Consider the following 25,559-nt stretch of genomic DNA (forward strand, 5'->3'; position numbering starts at 1 on the left):
GGGAACCGTCCTGGCACCCGCGGCAGGACGGTTCCCTTCTTGGTCTCGAAGCTCAGTAGCCCATGCCGAAGCCGCCGCTGACCGGGATCGCCGCGCCGGTGATGAAGGAGGCGGCGTCGCTGGCTAGGAACTCCACCACCCCGGCCACCTCGTCGGGACTGCCCGTACGACGCATCGCCGTCATCCGCAGGACCTCTTCGCGCCTGGATGTGGTGAGCTCAGCAGTCATTTCGGTCTCGATCAGACCCGGTGCGACCAGGTTCGCGGTGATGCCGCGCGAGCCGAGCTCCCAGGCCAGCGAGCGGGTGAGACCGGTCAGCCCGGATTTGGATGCGCTGTAGTTGATCTGCCCGGGCGCTCCGGTGAACCCGACGATCGAGGAGACGAAGATGATCCGGCCCCATCGCGCGCTGAACATCTTGCGCGCGGCTCGCCGCGCGACCCGGAACGAACCGGTCAGGTTGGTCTCCAGCACATCGGAGAAGTCATCGTCGCTGAGCCGGGGCAACAGCTTGTCACGGGTGATCCCGGCATTGGCCACCAGCACCTCGACCGGCCCGTGTTCTTCTTCGATCCGGCGAAACAGTTGCTCGACGTCGTCGGGGGCGGTGATGTCCGCGCGCACGGCGAGGAAATCCTCCGGTGGCGGCTCGGATCGGTAGGTGATCGCCACCCGGTGCCCGGCCTTCGCGAAGGACTGGGCGATTTCCCGGCCGATGCCCCGGTTCCCGCCGGTGACCAGCACTGACCTAGTCATGTTCCCACCCTTTGCCGGTCCAGTTCGGCAGCTGCGTCGTCGCTGCTGGTGAAGTGCACTGCCTGCCAGCCGGTTTCGCGCGCACCCGCGCAGTTCTTGGCCATGTCGTCGACGAGCACGCACTCGCCGACCGGGAAACCGCAGCGCTCAACGGCGAGCCCGAAAATAGCGGCTTCCGGTTTGCGGCTGCCCACCTCGTAGGACAGTACGACGGAGTCGAATAGCTCCGGCGACACCATGCGCCGCCACTGCTCGTCCCAGCTCGGCGGCATGTTCGACAGCAACCCGACGAACACTCCCTGCTCGCGGAGCTTCCGCAGCGTGCCGACCCAGGAGGAGTTCGCCGGGCGGCCGGCGAACCAGCGCTCCCCGAGCCGCGAGAGATCCACCTCGGCTCCGGTGTCCTCGCGAACCACGGCCGTCACCTGCCGAGCCCAGTCAGCTTCGGTGGTCAGCGGAGTGTCCAGCGGTGCCATCACATCGTCCACGCCGTAGCGGGCAGCGACGTTCTGCATGGCTGCCCACAGCACTGCGGGGGGAGCGCCGGCCTGTGCCGCGAACCCCGCGAAGCTCTCGTTGACCGGTGGAGTCAGCACCCCGCCGAAGTCGGTCCACACTGCCCGGAACGTCATGCAGCCACCTCGCTGGACGTGCCGACCTGGTCGAACCCGACGGTGGTGGTGGCGATCACGGTGCCGTCCTGCACGAAGTGCACGTCGAGTTCGTTGCTGTGCTCTCCGACGATCCTCAGGTCGACAGGGGAGTCCAGTTCCGCGAAGCGGATGAACTCGGCGCTGAACGACGTGCACCGCACCCGGGTCGCGGCCGCGCCGGTGCCGTCGTCGAGCGCCAGCAGCGAGAGCTGGCGTGCCGCTTCGAACAGGCTCATCGCCGGGTAGTGGTCGTATTCGTGGTCGAACAGGCTGCGGTTGCGCGGGTTGACGCCCAGTTGCGCCGACGTGGAGTGGTGGTCCCTGCGGGCGTTGGTCAGCACCACGTTCTCGGGCAGCTTGCGCCCGAAGAGGTGCGGGCTGAGCGGCACCCCAGCCGGGGTCGCGGGCAGCTCGGACGATGTCGGCGGTTCGCCGGTGCGCTGCCGGGTCCGCAGGGCCCGGAAGGTTGTCTTTGCGACCGCGGTGGCTTCGATGCGCGCGGTCCCGATCGATCGCCCGGACAACGTAAGCTCCGCGTCCATTCCCATGTTGCGGGGTATTCCGGCGCGCATCTCGACGTCGGTGAACACGCCGCTCATCCGCAATTCACCGGGCCGGGTGCCGATGACGAGTCCGTCCAGGTCGGTGATCCGGATGCTCGCCGTCTTTACTAGCATCGTGGAGTTCATCGGCAGGCCGAGCAGTTCGTGGGTGCCATAGGTGCCGCCCTGGCGGCAGCACTCCAGCAGCAGCAGCGGATCGAACAGCTCCGGTCGAGCCGCGTGATCGGTGTAGTAGGCGTGGTAGAGGGGTAGCTGCGCATCTACCAGGAACTCGCGTCGGCCAGCCGCATTGAATCCCGTGATGAACACCTCGGACAGCGCCCACCGATGTACCATTTCTCGGGCGACAGTGTGGCTGAAGGCGCCCACAGGCGGTGCTAATTCACCGGCATCCTTGCTCATCTTTTACCTCCTGGAAATGCCGTTACCAGCGGCCGATGCTCGGTGCCGCAATGTTCGCCGGACAAAGTGCAATGTGAAGATTTTGCGAAGTTTTCGCTGCAAATCCTGCCCTGCTTCGACGAGCAATTGCACGTTCCTGCGGTTGCTTTGTTGACCGCATCTATTCTTGAATTCGCGCCCAGCTTTGTAAATATGTTTCGCATATGCCGTTTGACTGTGCCCTCGGTGATGCGCAGGGTGCTGGCGATTTGCCGGTTGCTCAACGCCTGCGCGACGAGGTTCACGATCTCCCGCTCTCGCGCGGACAGTTTGTGGTGGCAGTGCATGCGGGCCCGGATCAATTCGATCTGCTCGGTGGTCACCTGGCCAGGCGGCGGAGCGATCCGGATCTGGTCCAGTAGCGTGAGCAGTTCCTCGAGCGTGGTTTGCGCGTCCCCGAAGGAGGTGACGCCCACGGTCCGCAGTTCGCCCAGCAGCTCGGTGTCTCTCATTGGAGGCAGGGCCAGGATCCGGGTCTGCGGCGAAGTCAACCGGATCCGCGCGATGTTGGCCATCAGGTAGTTGACCGAGGTCGTCGAGCAGACCAGGGCCACATCCGGCGGCCGCGGGTCGGCCGCGCCGTCGAACGCGGAGATCGCGCTCGGGTCTTCCACCACTTCCAGGTTGCCGAAAGGCTGCAATGCACGTGCCACCGATTGGTGCAACAGCACGTTCTCGATGCATAAGAGTAATCGGGTACTAAGGACGAACCCTGGATCGCTCATAAGTGCCCCCAGGCATGATTGTGTGTGGTACGGTTGAAAGTGTGATCGTATGCAGTCGCTGACCAAAGGCTAGGGCACGACAACGCGACGACTTTAGCTCAATGCGAGCGATCGCTCGCAAGTTTGTGATTCACATCATGTAACTGCCTGGGTTCTTGACTGAAGCTTCGGAGTTGTTCAGCTCTGCCCGGCCGGCCGATGTCACCTAAGTAGTATTCCGTACTGGATTTCCGGCCGTAAGAATGGCCTCTCGGGGAACCGCTGGGGTTTCCTGGACGCATCTTCGTGGTGCGCGCGGGCCGGCTATGGGGACGTCAATGTCGCCGTCCTATGCGTCAATCGGAGCGCTCCATACGGCGAAATAGAGTAATCGAAGAGTTGTGCGGGAGGCTGTGCGTGAGCATAAAGTCGGGCGGCACGTTGGTAGTCGGAGCCGGGCCCACCGGGCTCACCGTCGCCACCGAGCTCATCCGCCGAGAGCGTCCGGTACGCATCATCGACCGAGGAGAACGCCCGCACCCGCATTCGCGGGCGATCGTGCTCTGGCCGCGGGGCCTGGAAGCACTGCGCCGCTGCGGTGCCGCCGAAGAGATCGTCGAACGTGCGCTGCCGTTGAAGGCAGGGAACTACTACACCGGCGGGCGCCGGGTGGCCCGACTGGTGTTCTCCGGCGGGCTGGCCGGAACCCGCTACCAGGCCCCGCTATCGCTGCCGCAGCGAGACACCGAAGAGGTGCTGCGCCGCCACTTCGAGCAACTCGGCGGCAAGATCGAGTACGGCGTGTCCATGAGATCGCTGCGTCAGGAGGCGGAGAAGGTCCACGTCGGGCTTGGGACCACTTCCGGTACGGCCGATGAGGAATTCTCCTGGGTTGTGGGCTGCGATGGTGCGCACAGCGGCACCCGGGAACAACTCGGGGTGGAATTCGAAGGCCAGGCGTACCAGGAGACGTTCGCGCTTTCCGACGGTGAATGCGAAACCCCGCTGGCGCACAACGAGGCGCATTACTTCATGAGCCCCCACGGCGTGCTCGTCGTGGTGGGGCTGCCCGGCGGCCTGTACCGGGTGTTCGTGAGCCTGCGACCGGGAACCGATCAGTCCGATCTGAACGGTCTGGTGCAGGAAGCAGCGCAGCAGCGCTGTCCGGTTCCGCTGCGCCTGGTCGGCGAGCAGCAGTCCGGTAGCTTCCAGGTCAACCGCCGCGTCGCAAAGCGATTCCACGAAGGCCGGGTGATGCTCGCCGGCGATGCTGCGCACGTGCACAGCCCGGCCGGTGGTCAGGGTATGAACACCGGCATCGAGGACGCCCAGTCCCTCGGCTGGCGCTTGGCGTCCGCCGATCCCGGCACGGCGGGAGTGGCCGGAGTGCGTGCATGGGCGGCCGAGCGTCGCCACGTCGCACAGCAGGTCGTCGCCGATACCGACCGGCAAACGCAAATGTGGATGCTCAAGGGCTGGCGCCGCCGAGCCCGCGACGGGGCCCTGGGGATCGCCGCCCGAACCGGCCTGCTCAACCGCGTTCTGCCACCGCGTCTGGCCCAGCTCGCGCTGGCCTATCCGAGCAGTGGAACCGGTGTCGGCATGCTCAAACCCGGCGTGCGGCTGCCGGACGAAAAGCTGGGCGACAAGTGGTTGCACGACATGCTGAACGGCAACGCCCTGGTCCTGGGCTTCGCGGTCGATCGGCGGGAAACGGGCAACCTGCCCGTGGTGCGTGCTGCCGCGGATGCGCTCGCCCAGCAGTGGGCCGCGCAACTGGGGTCCGAGGCCGATGTCGCGATCGTCCACAGCGGCGCACCGGACATGCCCGGCGACCTGCTCGACGAAACCGGGCAGGTGCACCGCCGGTTCGGCATCACCGGGCCTGCGCTGGTAGTGGTCCGCCCGGACGCGATCGTGGCGCACGCCGAACGGTTGACCGACGACATCGGACGTTGACGCTGACATCACTGACGACCAATCCCGGGGGCGAAATGCGCGGCAACGAAAACGTTCTGGACGGAACCGACGACGTTATGGACGAACTCAAGAAGTTGGTCACCGAGCTCACCGATCTACCAGCCGGGGCGCTGACGTCGGCCGCGTCGCTGGCGACGGACCTCGGCCTCGACGATCTGGCGGTCGCGCAGATCCTCGTCGAGGCAGAGCTCCGGTTCGGTGTCCAGATCCCGGATCGCATCGTGCGCCCGGGGTTGCAGGAACTCGCTGACTACATCCGAGCCGAGGCGCGGAAGGAAAACACATGAACCTGAGACTGGGCCTGCAACTGACGAGCTTCAGCTACCCCAGCACCCCGCCGGCGAGCCTCTTTGAGCGGATTGTGGAAACCGCCCGAACCGCCGAACAGGCGGGCTTTGACCTGTTCGCGGTGATGGACCACCTGATGCAACTGCCCGTGCAGGGGGCCCCGGACGAACCGATGATGGAGCCCTACACGCTGCTGGGCGGGGTTGCGGCGCGTACTGCGCGGATCCAGCTGGGCACCCTGGTCACCGGCGTGACCTACCACAACCCAGCGCGGCTGGCCAAGACCGTTACCGCGCTGGACATCGTCTCCGGTGGGCGGGCGTTGCTCGGCATCGGCGCCGCCTGGTACGACGAAGAGCACCGCCGCTACGGGTACTCATTTCCGAGCGTGCGGGAACGGTTCGCCTGGCTCGACGAGGCGCTGCAGATCTGCCGATCGATGTTCGAGGGCAAGTCGACGTCGTTCAGCGGCGAGCACTTCTCGGTGTCCGACGCGTTGAACGAACCGCAACCGGTGCACGTGCCGCCGATCCTCATCGGCGGGGCCGGCGAGCAACGAACGATCCCCTTGGCTGCCAAGCACGCCGACGTCCTCAATCTGAACTGCGGTTTCCCCGACGTGCCACGGAAGCTCGAGGTTCTGCGGGAGAAGTGCGCGGAGCTCGGCCGCGACTACGACGCGATCAACAAAAACGTGCTCGCGGTGGTGTTCCTCGGGCGGACGAACGAGGAAGCGGTGGCCAAGCGCGACGCCGTGCTGGCCCGGCAGCGGTCCGGCCCCGCCGCCACGGGCGCCGGGCTCCCTGCGGCGCTGGGGAGCCGGATGATCGTTGGCGACGCGGACACGGTGGGCGAGCAGATCAGCGGTCTGATCGACCTCGGTCTCGACGGTGTGATCGTCAATCTGACGGGCGACAGCCACAACCCGGAGCGGCTGGCCCATGCAGGTGAAGTGTTGCGGGCGGCGCTGCCTTAATACTGCGACGGCAGGCCGCAAGCCAGGCGAGGGCGATTCCTCGACCCTCCACCGGGATCCGGCGACCCAGACCAGATTCAGCAGGGTGCAGCGGAGGGGCCCGTGGCGGTGCAAGCTCAGTCCCACACCGAATGCGGCTTGCGCCGCATTCCGAAGCGATTTCTCAGGCCCCGATCAGCGGTGTCAAGTAGTCGCGGCAGATCCGCTTGAGCTCGCCGATCATAGCGGCGCGTTCCGCGCCCTTGGTACCGATGATCAACGGCAGCACGCCCCGGAACACCCCGACCAGCACCCGCGCGCTGCGCACCCGCTGGTCCTTGGGCAGTTCCGGGGCACGCGCGGCGAAGATCGCGCTCAGCCGCTCGATCACCGCCTCGCGGACGTGCAGCGGCTTGGTCGCCACCTGCTCGTCAGGGGCGTTGAACAGGGCCTGGAACCCGGGGTTGGACAGGTTGAAGTCGATCACCGGGTCGACCATCGCGTCGATCAGCTCGGTCAGCGGCAGATCGGCGTGCTCGACAGCGAGGGCCTTGCGTTGAGTCTGCTGCAACTGCCGCAGGTACCGCTCGGACAGCGCACGGGCGATCTCCCCCTTGTTCGGGAAGAACTGGTAGAGCGTGCCGGGGGAAGACGCGGCGCGCGCGGCGATCGCGTTGGTCGTCGCGGCGGCGTAGCCGACCTCGCCGAACACCTCGGCGGCGGCGTCGAGGAGCAGCTCGATCCGTCGTTCACCCCGTGCCTGCCTCCGGCGCTGCGGCGGCTGATCCGCCATGACCGTCACCTCCCGCGCATCCGCCTGGTGGTAATGAAGCGAACCTTCACTCGTGTTCTCCCCCGACACTAACGCGTCGCGCCACACTTCGGGATCTTCGGGGAAGGACCGGCACCCCGCTGTCTTCGACTGCTGCGTCGCCAACATGCCCGGTGATGTTCCGCAGGCCTCCACGCGTGCCCTGACCAACGCGACGCCGCGACGAACGACTGGGGATGCGCCATTGCGATCCTCCAATTCACCAGTCGTACGTGGAACGATCAACGCACCTACGACTCCGCAGAATGTGGCTTCCAAGCGCAGACCGAATTGCGCACCCCAATGCCGGGCGAGCAGTTCGGCGCGCCGCGAATCGGATTCATTTTCCGTGACCTTGTCCGGGAAATTGTCGGTTCCTGTCCGGGTGAATGGGTGCCGAAACGCTCCACTCGAGAGGGTGGGATCGCCAAATGCCTACTTCACGAGAAGACGAATCCTGCCGATGACCGGGTGGCGATATTCGGTGATCTGCAGACCGGAGGAAGATCGAATGCGAACGTCCCATCGTCTCGTGGTGGACGGCCTCCGGTGCCAGCCGGCCGTCGCCCGGCTGGCCTGCTGGTTTGTCGAGTGGGGTTCAACTTCCTTTCTGACAAGCTCGGTGGCCCGCGACCTGCGGTGCGGACCGCTGGTCGCTGGCGGTCTTCGCGAGCCGGTCGAGCCGCGCCCTCAAAGATCATCCGGCAAGATTGTCCAAATAGTTGGTGCGCAACTCGATCAGGCATGTCATCCACAGTTGATCAGTAGAGCTGCTGGCGACCGCTGCCTTGCGCCCGTATCGCGAGTAGTGCTCCGGTCGAATCCATATGGACAAGGCCACCCCAGTCCTTGATAGCGACGGCCTTCCGTCGCTTCCACGTCGCCAATGCGGCGGGCAGCTCCGCCTCGTGGTCGTCGAGTTCCTGATTTACGAGGCGACTGTGCATGTGCTTGAAGAGTCCGGAGAACACCTCCACCCGCTGCCCGCTCAGCCGGAAAACATGGTCGGTACCCACGAAAGACAGCCCGCCCAGGGTGATTCCGGTGTCGAATTGCATGCCCGAACTGGCGTGGGAATGGCCCGACCCGAGTCTGTACTGCTGCCGTTTAGTCAAGAGGCTGCGGGCGGCGTCGCGGTCGCCAGCGAAGGTAAGCAGGCCCGCTGCGGTCGTTCGGGCGAGAACGCGGGAGAACCATTCCCAACGTTCGACCGGGAGGGCGAACCCTGGGCGGGAGGTCTGTCGACCATCAGAGTTGGTGAAAGGGATGAGTGGGACAAGGTTGAGCTCCTCGATCGGGCCGGTCAGGTCCGGTGTGGGTTTACTGGGCACAGTCAGAACTCCGTCGCCTGCCGGGTCGAGAAGACGTACTTCGATGCCGCCCTTGGCGGCTACCGCAGTCGCCAGCATCAGGCTGGGCGGTGGCGCGCCACCGGCATCGACATCGCCGAGCACGACCGTCTCCATGTGTGCCGCCGATTTTGCCAACTGCTCGTACTGGGCTTCGACTCTGCCGTGGGAACCTTTGCAATCGACGGAGGCGATCCGGAATGGTGCTCCCAGCTTTCTCCCAACAAGGAAGTAGTTCGGCCGCAATCTTGTATGCTCATACGCGCTGCTTCCGGAACCCCGCAAGGCCCATCCGGCTTCAAGGGCGAGATCCGCATCGACGATGTCGAACCGGTAATCCGGATGGCGTTGGCACATAATGCGTTGTGCGGTGGCGAGCCCGAACGCGATCCCGAGATCTCGGGCTTGCACGGCCTTGCGATGGAATTTCGGGTCTTTGCCATCGGCGGCGAGTTCCATACGTTGTTGGCGATTCGATTGCAGTGCGGTGACGTATCGAAGGCATTTCCAGTGTTGGGCGAGCGCTCGGGATGAACCGTGTCCGGCCAAGGCGGTGGCACGTGCGAGTGTGTGCAGCAGCTCCCACGGGGAGAGGGACATGCCCCGCAGTTGTCTCGTCTCCGGAACCGGAGCGAGGTTGAACTTTCGCTCGTGCGGCTGTTTTCCTGCCTCGGCTCTTTTGGCGTCGATCTTCGTGGCTGCGCGTCGCGTTTTCCCCGCAAGATGAGGTGTTGACTGGAATGTGACCGTGGCCGATTCCTCGAGCTGCTTTAACACGGTGGAGATTTCCACCCCGGCCCTCCCGCGTGTCTCCTGGAGCATTGACCGTTCCAACTCACCACCAACGGAAGCGCTTGTCTGTCCGCCTGTCGGTGGATCTTTCAACGTCACTCGATCGTCGGCATCTTGTCGCTACCGAGTATGTGCACGTGATGGATACGCCGCCGGGCACGTCGGAACCCTCACATATCCAACGTGTGAGGCCTTTCACGCGCTGCCGCAAGGGCTGCCGACGTGATTGAATCTCTCGGCCCGTTGCGAAACCGCAGCTGCGTGTGCACGCCCACTGGCTGAGCCGGTGCAATTCCCGCGAGGAGCTGTATTTGGAGCATGAAGGGAGCGCTTCTCTTGGCATACTTGACTAAACGCTGGGCGACGCGGGTGAACACGCCGGCCGGGGTGCGTCCGCCGTGCTGCTCGAGACCGAGTTGTCCCCCTTGAGTGTCTGGTTGGCCGACTCGATCCACTGGCGTATTCCGCCGAGGTTGCCGTTGCGGTAGGTCTCGTCCTTGCGGTCCGGGCGCAGCAGACGCAGAGCCATCGCCTCAGTGAGTTTCTTGAACTCCTTGCCGGAGAAGCCCTTGTCGGCCAGCAGGACTTGGCCGTCACGGATCAGAGGGTGGTTGTGGTCGAGCAAGGCCGCCAGCACCTCACGTTCGCCGATCTTGGGGTTGGCCAGGCACCACATGACCGGCATCCCGTCCCCGGTGCACACCGAGCCGGCGGCGGAAGCGGTCGCGACGTCTTGGGCAGCCGGTCGTGCGGTGTCCACATCAGACGGTTGGGTGTGCGCGCGGTGCAGGACCGAGGTCCGTGAGCGTTTTTCGGTGCTATGGCGCCCAAAATCACTCACGGCCAGGTGGCAGCGTGCCAACCGCCTGAAGGTCGCGGATCGGGCGGGACGCGAGGGCACCGGCGGCCGGCTCGCGGAGCGCACCCTGCCGAATCTGCTGGGAAGCACGACGCACGAACGACGGCCAGAGGTCGTCGCCAGCGTCCGAGTCCCTGTGCGGGCGGGAACAACGTGGTCGTCGACGAGTACGTAGAGTGCAGTCAGGAGGGTGTTTAGTTCTTTATTCACACATTGAGAGACAGGCAAACGGTTCAGCGTGAACGCCATGTGCTCGATCGGCAACAAAGGCGAGCTGCACTTCACCGTCTACACCGGCTCGTTCAACGCCGGGGTCTTCCTCCCCTTCCTCAACCGCCTGGCCAGCCATCACGGCCGCAAGGTCCACCTGATCGTCGACGGACACCCCGTCCACCGCCGCAAGACCGTCCAGAAGTGGCTCACCGAACACCGCTCGGACATCGAGATGCACTTCCTTCCCGGCTACAGCCCCGAGCTCAACCCCGACGAAATCCTTAACGCCGACCTCAAACGCGCCGTGTCCACCGGCACAGCACCGAAAACCAGCGACGAGCTGGAAACCGGGGTCCGCTCCTTCCTCCACCGACTCCAGAAGCTGCCCGACCGAGTTCGCTCCTACTTCGGCAAACCCGAAGTCCGTTACGCCGCCTGACATCACATATTTGCCCTGCGCATCAATAACTGAGGGTCACGGGGCGAGCGCAGTGTCTCCTGCCTCGTCAGCTGGGGTGGCCGTCAGCATTGCTGGTCATTTGCTGCCCATGCGGCGGCGATCTGGGTTCGGGAGGTATATCCGAGTTTGGTGAGGATGTGTTCGACGTGGGTTTCGGCGGTCCGTTGGCAGATCATCAGGCTGGCCGCGATTTCCTTGTTGGACTTCCCAGCGGCGACCAGCGCGGCGACCTCGCGTTCCCGTTTGGTCAGCGGCGAGGTGACCGGTGACTCCTCCGCTGGTGGGCGGGGAGCCGGTGTCGGTGCGGCGGGCTCGGCCAGCGCGAGGGCGATTACATCCGGCTGGCTCATCTGGGCACCCTGCCCGAGGTAACTGTCGAACCTCTTTTCGCCGAGTGCCTCCCGGGCATGCGCGCGCGCCTGGTCGCGCCGCGCGAGCAGGGGAGGCGAGCCGAACAGCGGTCTGCCGACGAGTTCCCATATTCGCTCCGTGGCCCCCAGGAGCACGGCCCCCCGGTGGGGGTCGCCGTCGGCCACAGCGACCCAGGCCAGCAGTTCGACGCAGAACGCGATGCCGAGCCGATCGTCGAGTTCCTGCTTCTTCCGCAAAGCGGAGCAAACGTGCACGGCCGCCTGCCTGGGCTTGCCCGCCACCCACCAGGCCAAGCCGACACGCCACTCCGTCCACGACAGCGCCCAGCGTTCCCCGCGCGGCGCGCACAGCGTCTGCGCCTCGCGCAGCAGTGCCATGGCCGTCTCGGTGTCGCCGAGCACAGCCGCGGCCTGCGCCCGCGAGGCGAAGACCAGCAAGCCGGGAGCGGTCCACCGGCCCGACGCGCGGTGGCGGGCCAACGCCTCGTCCAGCAACGGCATGCCCTGGGTCGGCTTGTCGTTCCACACCTGGGTTGCCCCGATGAACTGCAGTGCATAGGTGAGTGCCATGTCGTCCCCGAGCGCTGCGGCAAGACAGCGGCTCTGCTCGAGCAGGCTCAGCGCCCCAGTGGCGTCCCCCTGGCAGAAGGCGATCCATCCGGTGAGCCACAGCGCGCGGACGCGTTCGGGGCTGGGCTCGGTATCCAGCGCGAGTGCCCGGTCCAGCCAGTGGCGGCCCTCGCGAACGAACCCGCCCGCGATCCAGTAGAACCACAGCGCCGTGCTCAGGCGCAGGCCGGTGCGGATCTCGCCCGGGGTGGTCAGGCAGTACTCCAGCGCGGCCCAGAGGTTCGGGCGTTCCGCGCGCATCCGTGCGATCCACTCGCCCTGGCGCGGGCCGGCGAATTCGGCGTCGGACTGCTCGGCCAACCCGAGAAAGTAATCGCGGTGCCGCCGATGCCAGGTGGCAAGCGCGCCCTCCCCCACTTCGGCGAGGCGTTGCTGGCCGTAGTGCCGGATGGTGTACAGCATCCGGTACCGGGCACGTGGCCCGTTTGCTACCCGGGTCAGGATGGACTTGTCGGTCAAGCCGATCATGGCCTGGAACACGTCGTCGCTGGTGAGGCCCTCACCGGCGCAGACAGTCTCGACTGAGTCGAGGTCGAACTCGCCGGCGAAGACCGAGCAACGCGCCCACAGCAGCCGCTCCGCTTCGGTGCACAGCTCGTAGCTCCAGTCCACCGCCGCCCGCAGCGTCTGGTGCCGGGGCACCGCTTCCCGGTGGCCAGCGGTCAGCAACTGGAACCGGTTTTCCAACCGGTTGAGGATCTGCTCCACCGACAGCGTGCGCACACGCACCGCCGCCAGCTCGATGGCCAGCGGGATACCGTCCAACCATCGGCACAACCGGGCCACCGCTGGCCTATTGCCGGCCTGCAGGGTGAACTCCGGCGACACCATCGCGGCGCGCTGCTCGAACAGCGTCAACGCCTCGTACTGCGAGGGCGAGTCCAGCGGTTCGTTCGCCGCGGGCACCGTCAGCGGCGGCACTGGGCAAACCTGCTCGCCCGGGACGCCCAGCGGTTGCCGACTGGTGGCCACGACTCGCAGCCCGGGCGCGTTGACCAGCAGCGTGGTGGCCAGCGCGGCGCAGGCGTGGATCAGGTGCTCGCAGTTGTCCAGCACCAACAGCAACTGCTTGTCGGCCACGTAATCCACGACAACCGTCGTGGCGTCACGGGCCGTCTGATCGTGGAGATCCAATGCGGTCGCAACAGCCTCCGGCACCAGGGCAGGATCCTGCACCTTCGCCAACTCCACGAAGTGCACGCCGTCAGGGAAGGCGCGCCGCAGCTCCCAGGAGACCTGCACCGCCAGGCGGGTCTTGCCGACACCACCGACGCCCACCAAGGTCACCAGCCGCGCTTTGGCCAGAGCCTGCCTCACCCCAGCCTTCGCCTCGCGACGCCCCACGAAACTCGTCAATTCGTGCGGCAGGCCGCCAGCTCTTTGCACCTGTACTTGTGTCACGATGTGCCCCCACCGGGCCCGAAACGCTAAATTATATTAAGTCTAATCGGCGTCCTGTCAACGGAGGTCCAATTTTGGGTCACTCCCGCATTCGGTGATCATGGTTGGGTACGTATAACGACCACTCGTAATCTTGGACGAACGCTGGTGGTCTGCTTCCCGAGTCAGCGTCTACGGGGCTCAATGGCGGGACATCGCCAAGTAATCTTCGGTGTGCAGGGCAGGGAAGCCGACTCAGAAAATCGCGACCCCGACAGACATGGTGCGGTAAAGCGCCTCCGCTTCGGCGTGAAGGTCGTCGCCGAGGCGCTGCCACTTGTCCGTAGCGTCACGAGCACGCTGCAGGCCGCGATGCCACAACTCAGCCTCCTGAGCGGCGGATCCGGCCCTGGCCAGCTCCTCGTCCGACACCCCTGGCCAGCTCCTAGTGACGACGCAATGCCAGCATCGGTCAGGTCCTCGTCTCCGGTAAGGAATATCGCATGGTTGGAAGTAAGTACCTTCCACCAGTAGTTCTCAAGCTCCGCCGCGGTTGCTTGAGCTGACGTTGATCGCCGACGGATCCAGAATCTTGGCCCAGCAAGCGGACGTTCTTGGCAGTCGGCCAGCCCAGGCCCGTGTCCGGGACAGAGGCCTGGGTGGCTGCGGCGAGGTCCTTGGACCCGCTGAATTCCGAGGCAGGCCTATACGGCGCCGGTGGACTGGAGCACCTTCGCCAGCGCGTCGACGAGCAGGTCGATGTCCTCGTCGGTCGCGACAAGGGGAGGCGCGAACCGCACGGTCGATCCGTGGGTGTCCTTCGCGAGCACTCCCTGCTCGAGAAGCCCCTCGCAGACCTGCCGGCCGGTCATCAGCTCCGGGTCGATGTCGATGCCGGCCCACGCTCCATGCACGCGGGCGCTGACCAGGCCGTGCCCGATGAGGCCGTCGAGCCGCTCGGCCAGCCGCGCGCCGATCCGTCGGGCTCGCTCCTGGTACTTCCCGGTGCGCAGCAGTTCGACGACCTCGAGCCCGACCGCCGCGGCGAGGGGATTGCCACCGAAGGTCGAGCCGTGGCTGCCGGGGGTGACGACTCCGAGAATCTCCTCGTCGGCGGCCACCGCCGAGACCGGGTACAGGCCACCGCCGAGGGCCTTGCCGAGGATGTAGATGTCGGGGACCACGTCGACGTGGTCGCAGGCGAAGGTGCGACCGGTTCGCGCGAGCCCCGCCTGGATCTCGTCGGCCACCATCAGTACCCGCTGCTCGGTGCAGAGCTTTCGCAGCCCCTGCAGGAAGCCCTCGGGCGGCAGGATGACACCACCCTCGCCCTGGACGGGCTCGAAGAGGACGGCGACGACCGACGGGTTGATCGCCTCCCGCAGCGCATCGAGGTCGCCGTAAGGGACGCTGACGAACCCGGGCGTGAACGGTCCGTAGTCCGCGGTCGCGACGTCGTCGTCGGAGAAGCTGACGATCGTGGTCGTGCGCCCGTGGAAGTTGCCGTGCATCGTCACGATGGTCGCGCTGTCGGGATCGACGCTCTTGACGCGGTAGCCCCACTTGCGGGCGACCTTGATCGCGGTCTCGACGGCCTCCGCGCCGGAGTTCATCGGCAGGACCATGTCCTTGCCGGTGAGCTCGGCGAGTGCCTGGGAGAACGGGCCGAGGCGGTCGTTGTAGAAGGCGCGGCTGGTCAGGGTGAGTCGTCCGAGCTGCTCGTGTGCGCGGGCGACGAGCCGCGGGTGCAGGTGGCCGAAGTTCAGCGCCGAGTACCCGGCGAGGCAGTCGAGGTACCGCCGGCCCTCGACATCGGTCACCCAGGCCCCTTCCCCGTGGGCCAGCACTACGGGGAGCGGGTGGTAGTTGTGCGCCGCGTAGCGCTCGGTCTGGGCGGTGTGGCGGTCGGAGGCGGTGAGCGTCCCAAGGTCAGCGGAGGCCATACCGACCATAGAACAGTTTGTTTCAGTTGAAGTCAATACCACCGAATCTGTAATCTGTGTTTCGGGTTGGTCTCCTGCGCGAAACCTGGCAGGGACCACGATGGACGCCTCCCGGGCCACCAACTGCTGCAGGGCACCATCCACCGGCCGAAACGGCGGACGCGGAGGCCGCGGTCGAGGCCGCCCGCGACCGCGTCAGCCACCGTATGCGTTTGACCGCCGGAAACTTCGATGTCAACGACAAGCCCACCGGGGCGGTCGTGGGGCGGCAGCCTTTCGTTCCGGCTTGAAAGCACGGCTATCGGCAAGATGGCACCGGATCTGTAATTTCTGTTTCAGGGAGGCCGTGTGGCTGATAATTTGTCATCATGACTGAGATCCCGGGCGGGTTCGCCTCGGTCCGCGCTCTGGCGATGGACAAGCTCGATGACTTCAGCAATAGCGAGCGAAAGGTTGCCCGAGCGCTGCTGGCCAACTATCCGACCGCCGGTCTGACGACGGTCGCCGATCTGGCCGAAAGGGGCGGGGTCAGCTCTCCGACCGTCGTGCGGTTCGTGACCCGGCTGGGGTTTTCCGGCTTTCCCCCCTTCCAGCGCGCGCTCGTACACGAGTTGAACGGCGAGCTCGGGTCCCCACTCAAGCAGATCGCGGCGAAGCGCACGTCGGAGGAAGGCGTGCTGCCCGAGACGCTCAGGTCCTTCGCCGAGATGCTCTCGTCCAGCTACGCCGACCTGCCGGAGTCGGAGTTCGGTCGTCTGGTGGGCCTGCTCAGCGACCCGGGTCGAGAGATCCGGGTCGCGGGCGGCCGGTTCAGCCGGCTGCTGGCGGAGTATCTGGTCGTGCACCTGCGCCTGATCCGGTCGGGCGTAGCGATGGTGAGCAACGACGAGATCGACCGACGGAGCACGGTGGTGGAGGCGACCAGCAGCACCGTGTTCGTCGTCTTCGACTACCGCCGCTACACCGACCTCAACCTGCGCTTCTCCCAGCAGATGGCGGACAGGGGAGTGACGGTGTGCCTGATGACCGACAACTGGCTCTCGCCCATCGCGAAGGTCGCCAAGGTCGTGCTGCCCGTGCGTGTCGACTCCGCCTCACCGTTCGACTCGCTGGTCGCGGCGACCGCGGTGACGGAGAGCGTCATCGCCGCAGTCGCCGAGCGCCGGGGTGCGAAGGGCGTGGAAAGGCTCCAACAGATCGAGGAGAACACCGAGTAGTGCTCTCCTCGATCCGGCCTCTCTGACCGGCGACGCCCGGTCTGTCATTGCGTGGCGCCGCTTGTCAACCGCACCGGATCGGTCTGGTCGGCCTGGCGAGGCTTGTCGCTTCCCTTCCCGCGGGGGCGGGGGAGTCGGAGCTCGCGCACGTTCATCACCCCGTAGGGCGCCTTGATCAGGATGACCAGCAGGACCGCCGCGAGCAGCAGGTCGGCGGTGCCCGCCGGGAGCGCCACGCCCCCGGTCAGCCCACCGTCCTGCAGGCGCCGCAGCAGCTCCTGCAGGGCGCTCACGCCGATCGCCCCGATCACGGCACCGCTGAGGGAGAGGTAGCCGCCGAGCACCACCATCACCACAAAGGCGAAGGTCGTGGAGAGGAAGAACCCGCTCACGTTGAACGTGGCCAGGAACGATGCGTATAGCGAACCGGAGATCCCGCAGAGGATCGCGCTGAGGACCCAGGCGATCGCTCGGTGGCGCCCGACGGAGATCCCCGCCGCTTCGGCCGCCCAGAAGTCGTCACGGGAGGCCTTGAGCTGCAGTCCGCTGCGTGAGCACCGGTAGGCCCAGGCCACGACGATTGTGACCGCGACGACGGCCAGTGCGGTCCAGACCGTGGTGACCTTGGGGATCCCGATCATGCTGGAGGAGCCGCGGGTCACGTCGGTCCAGCTGTTCAGCACGTTGTAGACGATCACCAGCACCGCCAGGGTGGCGATGCCGGACTGCAGGCCGCTCAGTCGCGCGACGATCGGTGAGGTGAGCAACCCGAGCAGTCCAGCCGCCAGGCCGGAGATCACGAGCGCCTCCGGAAACGGGGCGTGGACCTCGCCCAGCCACGCCAGGGGCGCGGGCAGGTGCGGGAACAGGGTGTTCTTCAGCGCTACCGGGATGGTCAGGTAAGCGGTGGCGTAGGCGCCGACGGCCATGAACGCCACGTGCCCGAACGACATCACCCCGGAGTTGCCGGTGAAGACCGAAAGCCCGGCGACGAACACGACCGAGATCAGTGTCATGGTGACTACGCGGCCGAGCGCGCCACCGCTGAAGGCCCCGACCAGCGCGCAGAGGACACACAGTCCCACGAGCAGAGCGGGGGTCTGGAGCCAGTCGAACTTGTTCCTCATGAGACACGCACCTTCGCGCTGCTGAGCAGGCCCTGGGGCCTGATGACCAGGACGGCGATCAGGGCCGAGAAGAGGACGGCGTCGCGGAAGGCGATCAGCCCGGTCGGGAGCACCGTCTCGAGCAGCGTCGTGGCCACGCCGAGGATGAACCCGCCCAGTGCCGCGCCCTTCAGGCTGCGCAGCCCACCGAGTACCGCCCCGACCACGCCGATGAGCATCGGCTGCAGGCCCATCTCGGCGGACACCGCGCCTTGGCGTGCGACGAGCACGACCGATCCGGCGGCGGCCAGGAGCCCGACGATCGCGAAGGCGCCAGGGATGACGAGGTTCGCCCGCACGCCGAGCACGGAGGCCATCTCGAAGTTCTCGGCTGCGGCGCGCAGCTGGATGCCCAGGCTTGTGCGGGTCATCAGCAAGGCGACGGCACCGAGGATGAGCCCGCAGAGCACGAGGGTGCCGATCTCCAGGACGCTGATGTCGGCGCCGAGGAGCTGGAAGCGCTGTCCCAGGAACGGCTCCGGGGCCACGCCCTGGGCGCGCGGGAGTACGGTCATGCGGGCCAGGCTCTGGATCGCGAGGCTGACGGCGAAGGAGGCGATCATCAGGGTGATCGGGTCGGCGTCACGCAGCGGGCGGAAGGCCAGCACCTCGCAGACGACGGCGACGATGACGGCGAGCACCAGGGCGGCACCGACGGCGAGCGCCCAGGGCTGGTCGCGGAACAGGTAGAGGGCAAAGCCGCCGGCCATGACGATCTCGCCGTAGGCGAAGTTCAACAGGCCCAGGACGCCGAACAGCAGCGCCACACCGATGGTGAGCAGCGCGTAGAGGGCGCCCAGGCCGATCGCGGAGACGACGAATTCGAGGATCACTGCGAAGCACCTGCTTCGGAGGGTGCGAAGCCGAGGTAGTCGACCACGGCAGGGATGTCTTGGAGTTCGGCCGCGGTCCCGGCACCGAGCACCTTGCCCGGCGCCTGCAGGACGTAGGCGCGGTCGCTGACCTCGAGCGCGCGCATGGCGTTCTGCTCGACCAGCAGGATCGTCGTGCCCTCGGCCCGGAGGCCGGCGATCACATCGAAGATCAGATCGATGATGATCGGCGCCAGGCCCAGGGTGGGCTCGTCGAGCAACAGCAGGCGGGGATCGAGGATCAGGGCGCGGGCGATCGCGAGTTGCTGCTGCTCGCCGCCGGAGAGCAGGCTCGCCCCGCGGCCCCAGTACTTGCGCAGCACGGGGAAGCGTTCGAGCTCCCGCTCGATGCGGGCGGCGACGGCGGCCTTGTCCTTGCAGGCGACCCCACCGAGACGCAGGTTCTCGCCTACGGACAGGTTCGCGAACACTCCGCCGCGCTCGGGTACGTAGGACAGCTGGCTGCGTACCGGTGAGAACGCCCGGGATCCGACCTGGACGTCGTCGACCCTGATGCTTCCGCCGGCCAGCGGGATCAGGCCCATGACGGCTTTGAGCAGGGTGCTCTTCCCGGCGCCGTTCTGGCCGATGACCGAGACGAGTTGCCCCTCCCCGACCTCGAGCGTGCATCCCTGGACCGCGCGCACGGCCGCGCCGTACTGGACCGACACGTCGTCGATGTGCAGGACCATGTCAGTATCGCTTCCCGAAGTAGATTTCGATCACCTGTGGGTCCTTGCGGACCGCCGGCGGTTTGCCCTCGACGACCGTGCGACCGCTGTCGAGCACATGCAGCCGATCGCAGGTCCCCATCACGACCGCCATGTCGTGCTCGACGAGCAGGACACCGCAGGACCGACGGCGGGCGAACCCGCGGATCGTGTTGATCAGATCGACGGCCTCGGCCTCGTTCTGCCCCGCGGCCGGTTCGTCGAGCAGCAGGAACCGCGGACGGGTCGCCAGAGCGCGGGCGATCGCGGCGGTCCTGATCTGCCCGGCGGGCAGGCTCGACGCCGGGGCCGCCGCGACGGCCCCGAGTCCGAGCTCGTCGATGATCTCGTCGCGCAGCTTGCGGGCTGCGCTGCGGCGCAGACGCCCGCCGAGGGCGGCCGCCTCGATGTTCTCCGCGACGCTGAGCCGGGCGAAGACCCGGCCGCTCTGGAAGGTCCGCACGATCCCGAGCCGGGCCCGGTGCCGCATGGACATCCGGGTGACATCGCGGTCGTCGAGATGGATCGAACCGCTGGTGGCCCGCAGCATCCCGCAGAGCAGGTTCAGCGTGCTTGTCTTCCCCGAGCCGTTGGGACCGATGAGCCCCAGGACCTCACCCGAGCGGACCGTGATCGAGACACCGTCCACGGCCTTCACACCGTCGAAGTGGATGCCGCCGTCGACCATCTGGAGCTGCGACTGAGTGGTGGGGGTTTCCGTGGCCGGTGCGGCGGCCGGTGCGGTCGGGCTGTTCATGACGCGCAGGAGTTGCCGTCGCCGACGTTGGGGATGGCGTCGACGCGCTGCTGACCAACGAACTTCATGCTGCCCTGCTCGACCCCGATCACCGTCAGCGGCATGTTGGTGATCTTGTGGCAGGTCGGGGAGAAGTACCTGACGTCGCCGATGGGCGTCGTGACGGGCTTGCTGTTCTCGAGCGCGGCCTTGATCTGCTCGCCGGAGCCCGGCCCGACCCCTTCGAGCGACGAACCGACCGCCGAGATCAGGTTGTAGCCAAGCAGCGCGTAGCTCGAGGCCGGCTTGGCGCCGTACTGCTTCTCGTAGTCGGAGACGAAGGAGTCCAGGCCGTTGCGCCCGGAGCCGCTGCAGTAGGAGTAGCAGGCGAAGGCCGTGTAGTAGATGTCGCTGGCCCGGTTGCCCACGATTCCGAGCAGGACCTGGCCGTCCAGCGCGGCCGGGCCGACGATCGGTGCCGTCACGCCCGCGTCTCGCAGCTGGCGGATTGCGGTCGCGCCGCCCGGGTTCCAGCTGGCCACGTAGACGAAGTCGGGCTTGGGGGAGAGGTTGCGCAGCCGGTTGGCCTGGCTGCTGATGTCGACGTTGTCGCCGCCGGGGAAGGCGTCCTCGCCGACGATGGTGCCGCCCTGCTTCTCGAACTCGGCGCGGAAGTACTTCCCGGCCGACTTGGTGTACTCGATGCTCTCGTCCTGGATGACGTAGGCGGACTTCCAGCCGCGCTGGATCGCCCAGGCGGCACCGGTGGCGCCCTCGACGTCGCTACCGGTGTTGCCGGAGAAGATGTAGTCGCCGAGGGTCTTTCTGTCGGCCATCTTCGGGTCGCCGGCACAGATCGAGATCGCCGGGATGGAGGCGGCCTGGGCGACCGAGGCCCCGGGTGCGCTCAGGTCGAAGTCGCACGGGGTGACCAGGAGGTTCACGCCCTCGGACACCAGTTCTGTGGCGACCGTGCCGACCGTGTCGGGGTCTGACCGGACGTCCTTGACGATGGCCTTGATCTGGCGGCCGCCGATGCCGCCCTGGGCGTTGAGCTGCGCGACACGCATCAGCGCGGCGTTGCCCGGCTCGACGTCGAAGGGCGCCATCGGGCCGCTCTGGCTGAGCGCGAATCCGATGGTCACGGTGTCGGAGTCGCCGGAATCACCGGAACCGCCTGCGGGGTCGGTGCCGGTGCAGCCCGCGGCGGCGAGCACGGCCGCGAGTGAGAACGCCGCGAGAGCGGTCCTCTTGGCCGATTTTGGGCGCGCTGAAGAGAGCATGTGTCCTACCTAGGCTCAGTGAGGGTTTTGGGTGCCGTGCGCAACTGTGGCCGTCGTCGCACGCCGCGGACTGCTGGTTTGCGCTTGTAGTGCGCGGTACTGCCGGTAGTTCTGGGTAATGCCGGGTAGTGCTCCGCCGGGTGCCGGTGAGTGGGTAGCGGTGGTCAGGAGATGGCTGCGGTGAGCGCGTTGTGGACGCATTCGAGCGCGAAGTCGACGTCGGCCTCGGTGGTGGCCGCGTTGAGTCGGCGGTCGCCGGTCGGGAAGGCGGGCTCGAGCACGCCCTGGGCGAGCAGCGAGCTGTGGTACTTGGCGTACATGTCGGCGTCGGACTCCATCGCCTGACGGAAGTTCACCGGCAACTCGGGGCGGAAGTAGACGCACCACTCCGAGCCGAGGCCGGCGACGGTGGCCGGGACGCCCAGGCTGTCGATCGCCTTCTGGATCCCGCTGCGCATCTGCTCACCGCGGGCGTAGAGGGCGCCGAACACGTCCTCGGTCTGCATGATCGCGAGGGTCTTGTTCGCGGCGGCGAGGGCGTAGGGCGAGGCGTTGTAGGTGCCGTCGATGGTTGCCTCGTTCTTGCTGTAGGCGCCCAGGTGGCTCATGAGGGCGTCGGTGCCGGCGAGGCCGGCGAGGGAGTAGCCGTTGGCGACGGCCTTGCCGAATGCGGTGAGGTCGGGGACGACCCCGCACACGGACTGGTAGCCGCCGATCGCGACCCGGAACCCGGTCTTGACCTCGTCGAGGACCATGACCACGCCGTTGCGGGTGCACAGGGTCCGCAGCAGCTCCAGGAACCCGGGGGCGGCGGGCACGCAGCCGAAGCTGTGTACGTAGCCCTCGGCGAACGCTGCGGCGAGCTGGTCGCCGAACTGGTCGAAGGCGGCGCGGAGCCCGGCCTCGTCGTTCCACTCCACGACCACGACGTCGTCGACGACGGCCGGGTGCAGGCCTCCGCCGTTGGGTGTGTTCAGCCGGGTGGCGGTGGTCAGGTCCTTCCGCGAGCTGCCGACCGCGACGTGATCGTTCCAGCCGTGGTAGGACCCGTGGAACTTAAGGATCTTGAGCCGACCAGTCGCTGCGCGGGAGAGGTGGACCGCGTGCATGGTGGCGTCGGTGCCGGAGGTGCAGAAGACGACCTTCTCGGCGGAGGGCATGACCTGACAGATGGTCTCGGCCAGCTGAGCCTCACCAGGCTGGGGGCCGACGCCCGTCAGGTCGCAGGTGCTTGCCGCCTCGTAGACCGCGCGGTTGACCCGGTCGTCACAGTGGCCGAGGACGATCGGGCCCCAGGCGTTGAGGAAGTCGACGTAGCGGCGGTCCTCGTCGTCCCAGACGTAGGCGCCGGAGCTGCGGACGAACGCCTGCGCCCAGCCGACGCGGTGCCCAGAGGAGACCCCCCGGGGCACGACGGCACGAGCGCGGTCCCAGGTCGCGGAGGCCTCGACTCGCTGGGCGGCGTCACTGGGCGATGTGGGCACGGAGCTCTCCTTGCTTGGAACGGGGGTGGGCAAGCTGGTCGGCAGCCGACGTTAGTAGGTCGGCACGCAGGGCCGCGCTGAGTCGTTCGGCGACCATGACGACGGGCAGGTGGGTGTTCGCGCTGGGGACCTCGGGCATGACCGAGCAGTCGATGACCCGCACGTGGCGCAGCCCGTAGACGCGACCGCGTTCGTCGACGACCGCATCGGGGTCGTCCCGGGTGCCCATGCGGGCGGTGCCCACGACGTGGAAGTAGTCACCGACCGACGCGGACAGCCATTTCTCGTAGACCTGCGGGTCGTCCAGGGCGGAGACCGGGGTGCCGGCGTCGTCGATGAACGCGGCCTCGACGATCTCGGTGAACGCCGGGGTCTGCAGCAGTCGCCGGACGTGGCCGACGGCCTCGCGCATGACCGATCGGTCCCGCTCGTCGGTCAGCATGCGCTCCGTGACGACCGGGGGCCCCGTGGGGCGGTCGGGGTTGAGCGTGACCTGGCCCCGGGAACGGACCGCCATCACCGCGGCCATAAGGACGCCGTGGTGCGCCGGTGCGGACTCGGTCAGGGCCCCGTGCATCGGCAGGATGTGGATGTCTCCCTCGCCGTAGGATGACGAGAGCCGCAGCACGGCGTTGATGCACGGCAGGCCGAGGTTCACATCCTGGTACTGGGGGCGCAGGGCCAGCTTGATCGACGCGGCGGGGTGGTCCTGCAGGCCGCGCCCGACACCGGGCCGGTCGCACTCGCTGCGCAGCAGGATCGCCGGCGTCTCGATCGCCCCGGCGCACAGGACGACCTCGTCGGCATCGATCACCGTGCCGTCGACGAGGACGACACCGTGCACGTCCTCGCCGCGGCGCAGCAGGCGGTCCGCCTTGGCGGTGGTGCGCACCTCCAGGTTCGGCCGGTCGCGGCAGGGGTCCAGGTAGAGCTCCCGGGAGGAGCGCCTGCCGGCCCGATCCGCATTGCGCCACAGGCCACCGGATCCGTCGGCCGGGGAGGAGTAAGTGTCGACCTCCCGCGGGAGGTCGAGCGCGGCCGCGGAGGCGGCCAGTGCCCGGTCGATCGGGGTGTACTCCGGCAGGGGCGAGCGCAGCAGCTCCCGCTTGAGGTCCACGAAGGTGGGTTCCACCTGCGCCCAGCTCCAGTCGGTGAGTCCGTAGACGCGCGCCCACCGGTCGTAGTCCCGCGGGAGCCCGGGCAGGGCCAGCATGGCATTCACCGAGCCGGACCCCCCGATCCCGCGACCACGGTGGTAGTTGCGCGGGAGGTCGTTGGCCAGGCGGGTCGCCTGTAGCTCCGGATCGAACGCCGCCGTGGCGCCCATGGCGTCGATCCAGTTCACCGACGCCAGCGCGCGTGCGATGGCGGAGCCCGAATGGTCGGGCCCGGCCTCGACGAGTACGACCTCGTGGTCAGGGTCCTCGCTCAGGCGGGCGGCGACCACGGATCCGGCACTCCCGGCGCCGATGACCACTATCCGGCTCACGGCAATCTCCTGTCTGGTCGGTGCGTCTGGACGGCTGTGCGTTTGCTCTGCATCCGCGGGTTGGTCAGCGCGTCGGTGGGACGAAGAAGTGGGGGTTGAGCAGCAGCAGGTCGTCGCGGGAGAGCTCGGAGAGGCTGCCGCGCCCGATGCCGTACATCGTTTCCCGGATCCCGTTCCGGAGGACCTGCAGGACCTGGTAGACGCCCTCCTCGCCGCCGGCGGCCAGGCCGTAGAGGAAGGCCCGGCCGATGAACACAGCCTTGGCTCCGAGCGCGACGGCCTTCACCACGTCCGAGCCTCGGCGGATGCCGCCGTCGACCATGACGTCGACCTGGTCTCCGACGGCATCGACCAGGTAGGGCAGCTGACGCAGCGGCGAGGGGGTGCCGTCAATGTTGTTGCCGCCGTGGTTGGACAGCGAGATCGCATCCGCACCGAGGTCGACGCAGAGCTTGGCGTCGCGCACGGTGCTGATGCCCTTGACCATGAAGGGGCCACCCCACAGATCGCGCAGCCACTTGACGTCGTCCCACGTCGGAGGCGGGGTCGCCTCGAAGTCGGCCCAAGCCTTGCCGAAGTACGGCACGCGACCGTCCAGCGTGACGAGGTTGGGGACCCGCAGCTCCGGGATCCGGCCACGTCGCAGATAGCCCATGAGCCATCCCGGACGGGAGAGCGCATGGGGTGCCAGCCGTGCCAGCGTGGAGATGCTGCGATCGCTCGGCGGCGCGGGCGGCACACCCCAGTCGCGTCGCGGGGTGAACGACCAGTCCAGGGTCACGATCAACGCCTTGGCACCGGCGGCGCGGGCGGCCTCGACGCGAGCCTCGATCTCCGGCCGGGACCCAACCCAGTAAAGCTGGAAGATGGTGCTGTCATTGGCGCGTGCGACGTCGGCGACCGAGTCCGAGGACCAGGAGCTCAGGCCGATCGCGGTCCCCGCTCGGGCGGCCGCCCGAGCGACGCCGACCTCGCCGTCGGGGTGGATCGCCTGGGCGCCCACCGGCGAGACGAGCACCGGGAACTCGACGTCGATGCCGAGGACCCGGGCACTCAGGTCGAAGTTCGTCGGACGGTCGAAGACCGTGGGGGAGAAGCCGAGCTCGCTGAAGGCGCGCACGTTCTCATCCAGGGTCCATCCCTGCTCGTTGCCGGCCTTGACGGCGAGCCAGATCGCTCGGGGCAGCCGCCGCTTCGCGACGCGCTCTGCCTCAGCGAGGTTACGGAAGCGGATCATGCTGAACACGGCTCCTTCGCTGTGGTGTGAGGCACAACCGTAGGCTGAAATTCTTCTTACGACAAGGCTTGACTAACAATTTCTTGTAACGCACATGTCAAGTGATCGGCCCGGGCGTTCCCGGAAGCGTGATTTCAAGTTGGCACTGTTGACCAAGTGTTGTAACGTCTATAACAATCGCAGCGAGCGTGCCCGGGCTGAGCTGACCGCGACACC

22 protein-coding genes and 1 pseudogene are annotated in these 25,559 nt (G+C 67.2%); 5 read left to right on the plus strand and 18 right to left on the minus strand.

Annotation, left to right across the window (positions count from 1 at the left end):
- Nucleotides 1-52: 52 nt before the first annotated feature.
- The 4 genes from fabG to FDZ84_RS25510 are packed head-to-tail and all read right to left on the minus strand — an operon-like array spanning nucleotide 53 to nucleotide 3,085.
- The gene (gene fabG, locus FDZ84_RS25495) at nucleotides 53-757 is read right to left on the minus strand and encodes a 3-oxoacyl-ACP reductase FabG (protein WP_168587932.1); all 705 of its coding nucleotides are present in this window, start codon (nucleotides 755-757) and stop codon (nucleotides 53-55) included.
- A complete protein-coding gene (locus FDZ84_RS25500; RefSeq protein WP_168587933.1) occupies nucleotides 754-1,389 on the minus strand; it encodes an HAD family phosphatase in 636 nt (211 codons plus the stop codon). The genes fabG and FDZ84_RS25500 overlap by 4 nt, the downstream gene beginning before the upstream one ends.
- Nucleotides 1,386-2,375, minus strand: a complete 990-nt coding sequence (locus tag FDZ84_RS25505; protein ID WP_168587934.1) for a ScbA/BarX family gamma-butyrolactone biosynthesis protein — start codon at nucleotides 2,373-2,375, stop codon at nucleotides 1,386-1,388. Before FDZ84_RS25505 ends, FDZ84_RS25500 begins: the two co-directional genes overlap by 4 nt.
- A complete protein-coding gene (locus FDZ84_RS25510) occupies nucleotides 2,372-3,085 on the minus strand; it encodes a response regulator transcription factor (RefSeq protein WP_246868414.1) in 714 nt (237 codons plus the stop codon). The genes FDZ84_RS25505 and FDZ84_RS25510 overlap by 4 nt, the downstream gene beginning before the upstream one ends.
- A 450-nt stretch (nucleotides 3,086-3,535) precedes the next feature.
- Here FDZ84_RS25510 and FDZ84_RS25515 point away from each other — a divergent pair, with 450 nt between their 5' ends.
- The 3 genes from FDZ84_RS25515 to FDZ84_RS25525 are packed head-to-tail and all read left to right on the plus strand — an operon-like array spanning nucleotide 3,536 to nucleotide 6,362.
- Nucleotides 3,536-5,077 carry an FAD-dependent monooxygenase gene (locus FDZ84_RS25515; RefSeq protein WP_168587936.1) on the plus strand — a complete coding sequence of 514 codons (1,542 nt, stop codon included), beginning with the start codon at nucleotides 3,536-3,538 and terminating at the stop codon, nucleotides 5,075-5,077.
- A gap of 35 nt (nucleotides 5,078-5,112) precedes the next feature.
- Entirely contained in the window at nucleotides 5,113-5,385 is a 273-nt protein-coding gene (locus FDZ84_RS25520) for an acyl carrier protein (RefSeq protein WP_168587937.1), read from the plus strand.
- Complete coding sequence (locus FDZ84_RS25525; RefSeq protein ID WP_168587938.1) at nucleotides 5,382-6,362, plus strand: LLM class F420-dependent oxidoreductase; 981 nt, start codon at nucleotides 5,382-5,384, stop codon at nucleotides 6,360-6,362. Before FDZ84_RS25520 ends, FDZ84_RS25525 begins: the two co-directional genes overlap by 4 nt.
- 163 nt (nucleotides 6,363-6,525) lie before the next feature.
- On the opposite strand, the gene FDZ84_RS25530 is transcribed toward FDZ84_RS25525, so the two are convergent.
- From FDZ84_RS25530 to FDZ84_RS25540, 3 genes are all read right to left on the minus strand, one after another.
- The gene (locus FDZ84_RS25530) at nucleotides 6,526-7,134 is read right to left on the minus strand and encodes a TetR family transcriptional regulator (protein WP_246868415.1); all 609 of its coding nucleotides are present in this window, start codon (nucleotides 7,132-7,134) and stop codon (nucleotides 6,526-6,528) included.
- A gap of 779 nt (nucleotides 7,135-7,913) precedes the next feature.
- Nucleotides 7,914-9,293 (minus strand): hypothetical protein, encoded by a 1,380-nt coding sequence (locus FDZ84_RS25535; protein WP_168587939.1) that lies wholly within the window; start codon nucleotides 9,291-9,293, stop codon nucleotides 7,914-7,916.
- A gap of 349 nt (nucleotides 9,294-9,642) precedes the next feature.
- Nucleotides 9,643-10,053 carry a hypothetical protein gene (locus FDZ84_RS25540; protein WP_371812677.1) on the minus strand — a complete coding sequence of 137 codons (411 nt, stop codon included), beginning with the start codon at nucleotides 10,051-10,053 and terminating at the stop codon, nucleotides 9,643-9,645.
- 331 nt (nucleotides 10,054-10,384) lie between these two features.
- On the opposite strand from FDZ84_RS25540, the pseudogene FDZ84_RS25545 reads away from it, so the two are divergent.
- A pseudogene (locus FDZ84_RS25545) lies at nucleotides 10,385-10,804 on the plus strand (transposase); the annotation flags it as partial.
- 83 nt (nucleotides 10,805-10,887) lie between these two features.
- On the opposite strand, the gene FDZ84_RS25550 reads toward FDZ84_RS25545, so the two are convergent.
- The 3 genes from FDZ84_RS25550 to rocD form a co-directional block, all read right to left on the minus strand.
- Nucleotides 10,888-13,143, minus strand: coding sequence for a LuxR C-terminal-related transcriptional regulator (locus FDZ84_RS25550; RefSeq protein WP_246868416.1), 2,256 nt, complete (start codon nucleotides 13,141-13,143; stop codon nucleotides 10,888-10,890).
- Between the two features lie 318 nt (nucleotides 13,144-13,461).
- Entirely contained in the window at nucleotides 13,462-13,638 is a 177-nt protein-coding gene (locus FDZ84_RS25555; protein WP_168587941.1) for a hypothetical protein, read from the minus strand.
- A gap of 272 nt (nucleotides 13,639-13,910) precedes the next feature.
- Complete coding sequence (rocD, locus tag FDZ84_RS25560) at nucleotides 13,911-15,158, minus strand: ornithine--oxo-acid transaminase (protein WP_371812678.1); 1,248 nt, start codon at nucleotides 15,156-15,158, stop codon at nucleotides 13,911-13,913.
- Between the two features lie 359 nt (nucleotides 15,159-15,517).
- Here rocD and FDZ84_RS25565 point away from each other — a divergent pair, with 359 nt between their 5' ends.
- Nucleotides 15,518-16,366, plus strand: coding sequence for a MurR/RpiR family transcriptional regulator (locus FDZ84_RS25565; protein ID WP_168587943.1), 849 nt, complete (start codon nucleotides 15,518-15,520; stop codon nucleotides 16,364-16,366).
- 44 nt (nucleotides 16,367-16,410) lie between these two features.
- On the opposite strand, the gene FDZ84_RS25570 is transcribed toward FDZ84_RS25565, so the two are convergent.
- From FDZ84_RS25570 to mftD, 8 genes are all read right to left on the minus strand, one after another.
- Entirely contained in the window at nucleotides 16,411-17,493 is a 1,083-nt protein-coding gene (locus FDZ84_RS25570) for a branched-chain amino acid ABC transporter permease (RefSeq protein WP_168587944.1), read from the minus strand.
- Entirely contained in the window at nucleotides 17,490-18,365 is an 876-nt protein-coding gene (locus FDZ84_RS25575; protein ID WP_168587945.1) for a branched-chain amino acid ABC transporter permease, read from the minus strand. The genes FDZ84_RS25570 and FDZ84_RS25575 overlap by 4 nt, the downstream gene beginning before the upstream one ends.
- Complete coding sequence (locus FDZ84_RS25580) at nucleotides 18,362-19,096, minus strand: ABC transporter ATP-binding protein (RefSeq protein ID WP_168587946.1); 735 nt, start codon at nucleotides 19,094-19,096, stop codon at nucleotides 18,362-18,364. Before FDZ84_RS25580 ends, FDZ84_RS25575 begins: the two co-directional genes overlap by 4 nt.
- Nucleotide 19,097: 1 nt before the next feature.
- Nucleotides 19,098-19,871 (minus strand): ABC transporter ATP-binding protein, encoded by a 774-nt coding sequence (locus tag FDZ84_RS25585; RefSeq protein WP_168587947.1) that lies wholly within the window; start codon nucleotides 19,869-19,871, stop codon nucleotides 19,098-19,100.
- Nucleotides 19,868-21,133: an ABC transporter substrate-binding protein gene (locus FDZ84_RS25590; RefSeq protein WP_168587948.1), complete on the minus strand. Its 1,266-nt coding sequence runs from the start codon at nucleotides 21,131-21,133 to the stop codon at nucleotides 19,868-19,870. The genes FDZ84_RS25585 and FDZ84_RS25590 overlap by 4 nt, the downstream gene beginning before the upstream one ends.
- 164 nt (nucleotides 21,134-21,297) lie before the next feature.
- Nucleotides 21,298-22,617 (minus strand): aspartate aminotransferase family protein, encoded by a 1,320-nt coding sequence (locus tag FDZ84_RS25595; RefSeq protein ID WP_168587949.1) that lies wholly within the window; start codon nucleotides 22,615-22,617, stop codon nucleotides 21,298-21,300.
- A complete protein-coding gene (locus tag FDZ84_RS25600) occupies nucleotides 22,598-24,106 on the minus strand; it encodes a GMC family oxidoreductase (protein WP_168587950.1) in 1,509 nt (502 codons plus the stop codon). The genes FDZ84_RS25595 and FDZ84_RS25600 overlap by 20 nt, the downstream gene beginning before the upstream one ends.
- Before the next feature lie 64 nt (nucleotides 24,107-24,170).
- Entirely contained in the window at nucleotides 24,171-25,343 is a 1,173-nt protein-coding gene (gene mftD / locus FDZ84_RS25605) for a pre-mycofactocin synthase MftD (protein ID WP_168587951.1), read from the minus strand.
- Between the last annotated feature and the right edge of the window lie 216 nt (nucleotides 25,344-25,559).

The sequence above is a fragment of the Saccharopolyspora sp. ASAGF58 genome (genome assembly GCF_012277335.1).
Taxonomy (GTDB): domain Bacteria; phylum Actinomycetota; class Actinomycetes; order Mycobacteriales; family Pseudonocardiaceae; genus Saccharopolyspora; species Saccharopolyspora hattusasensis.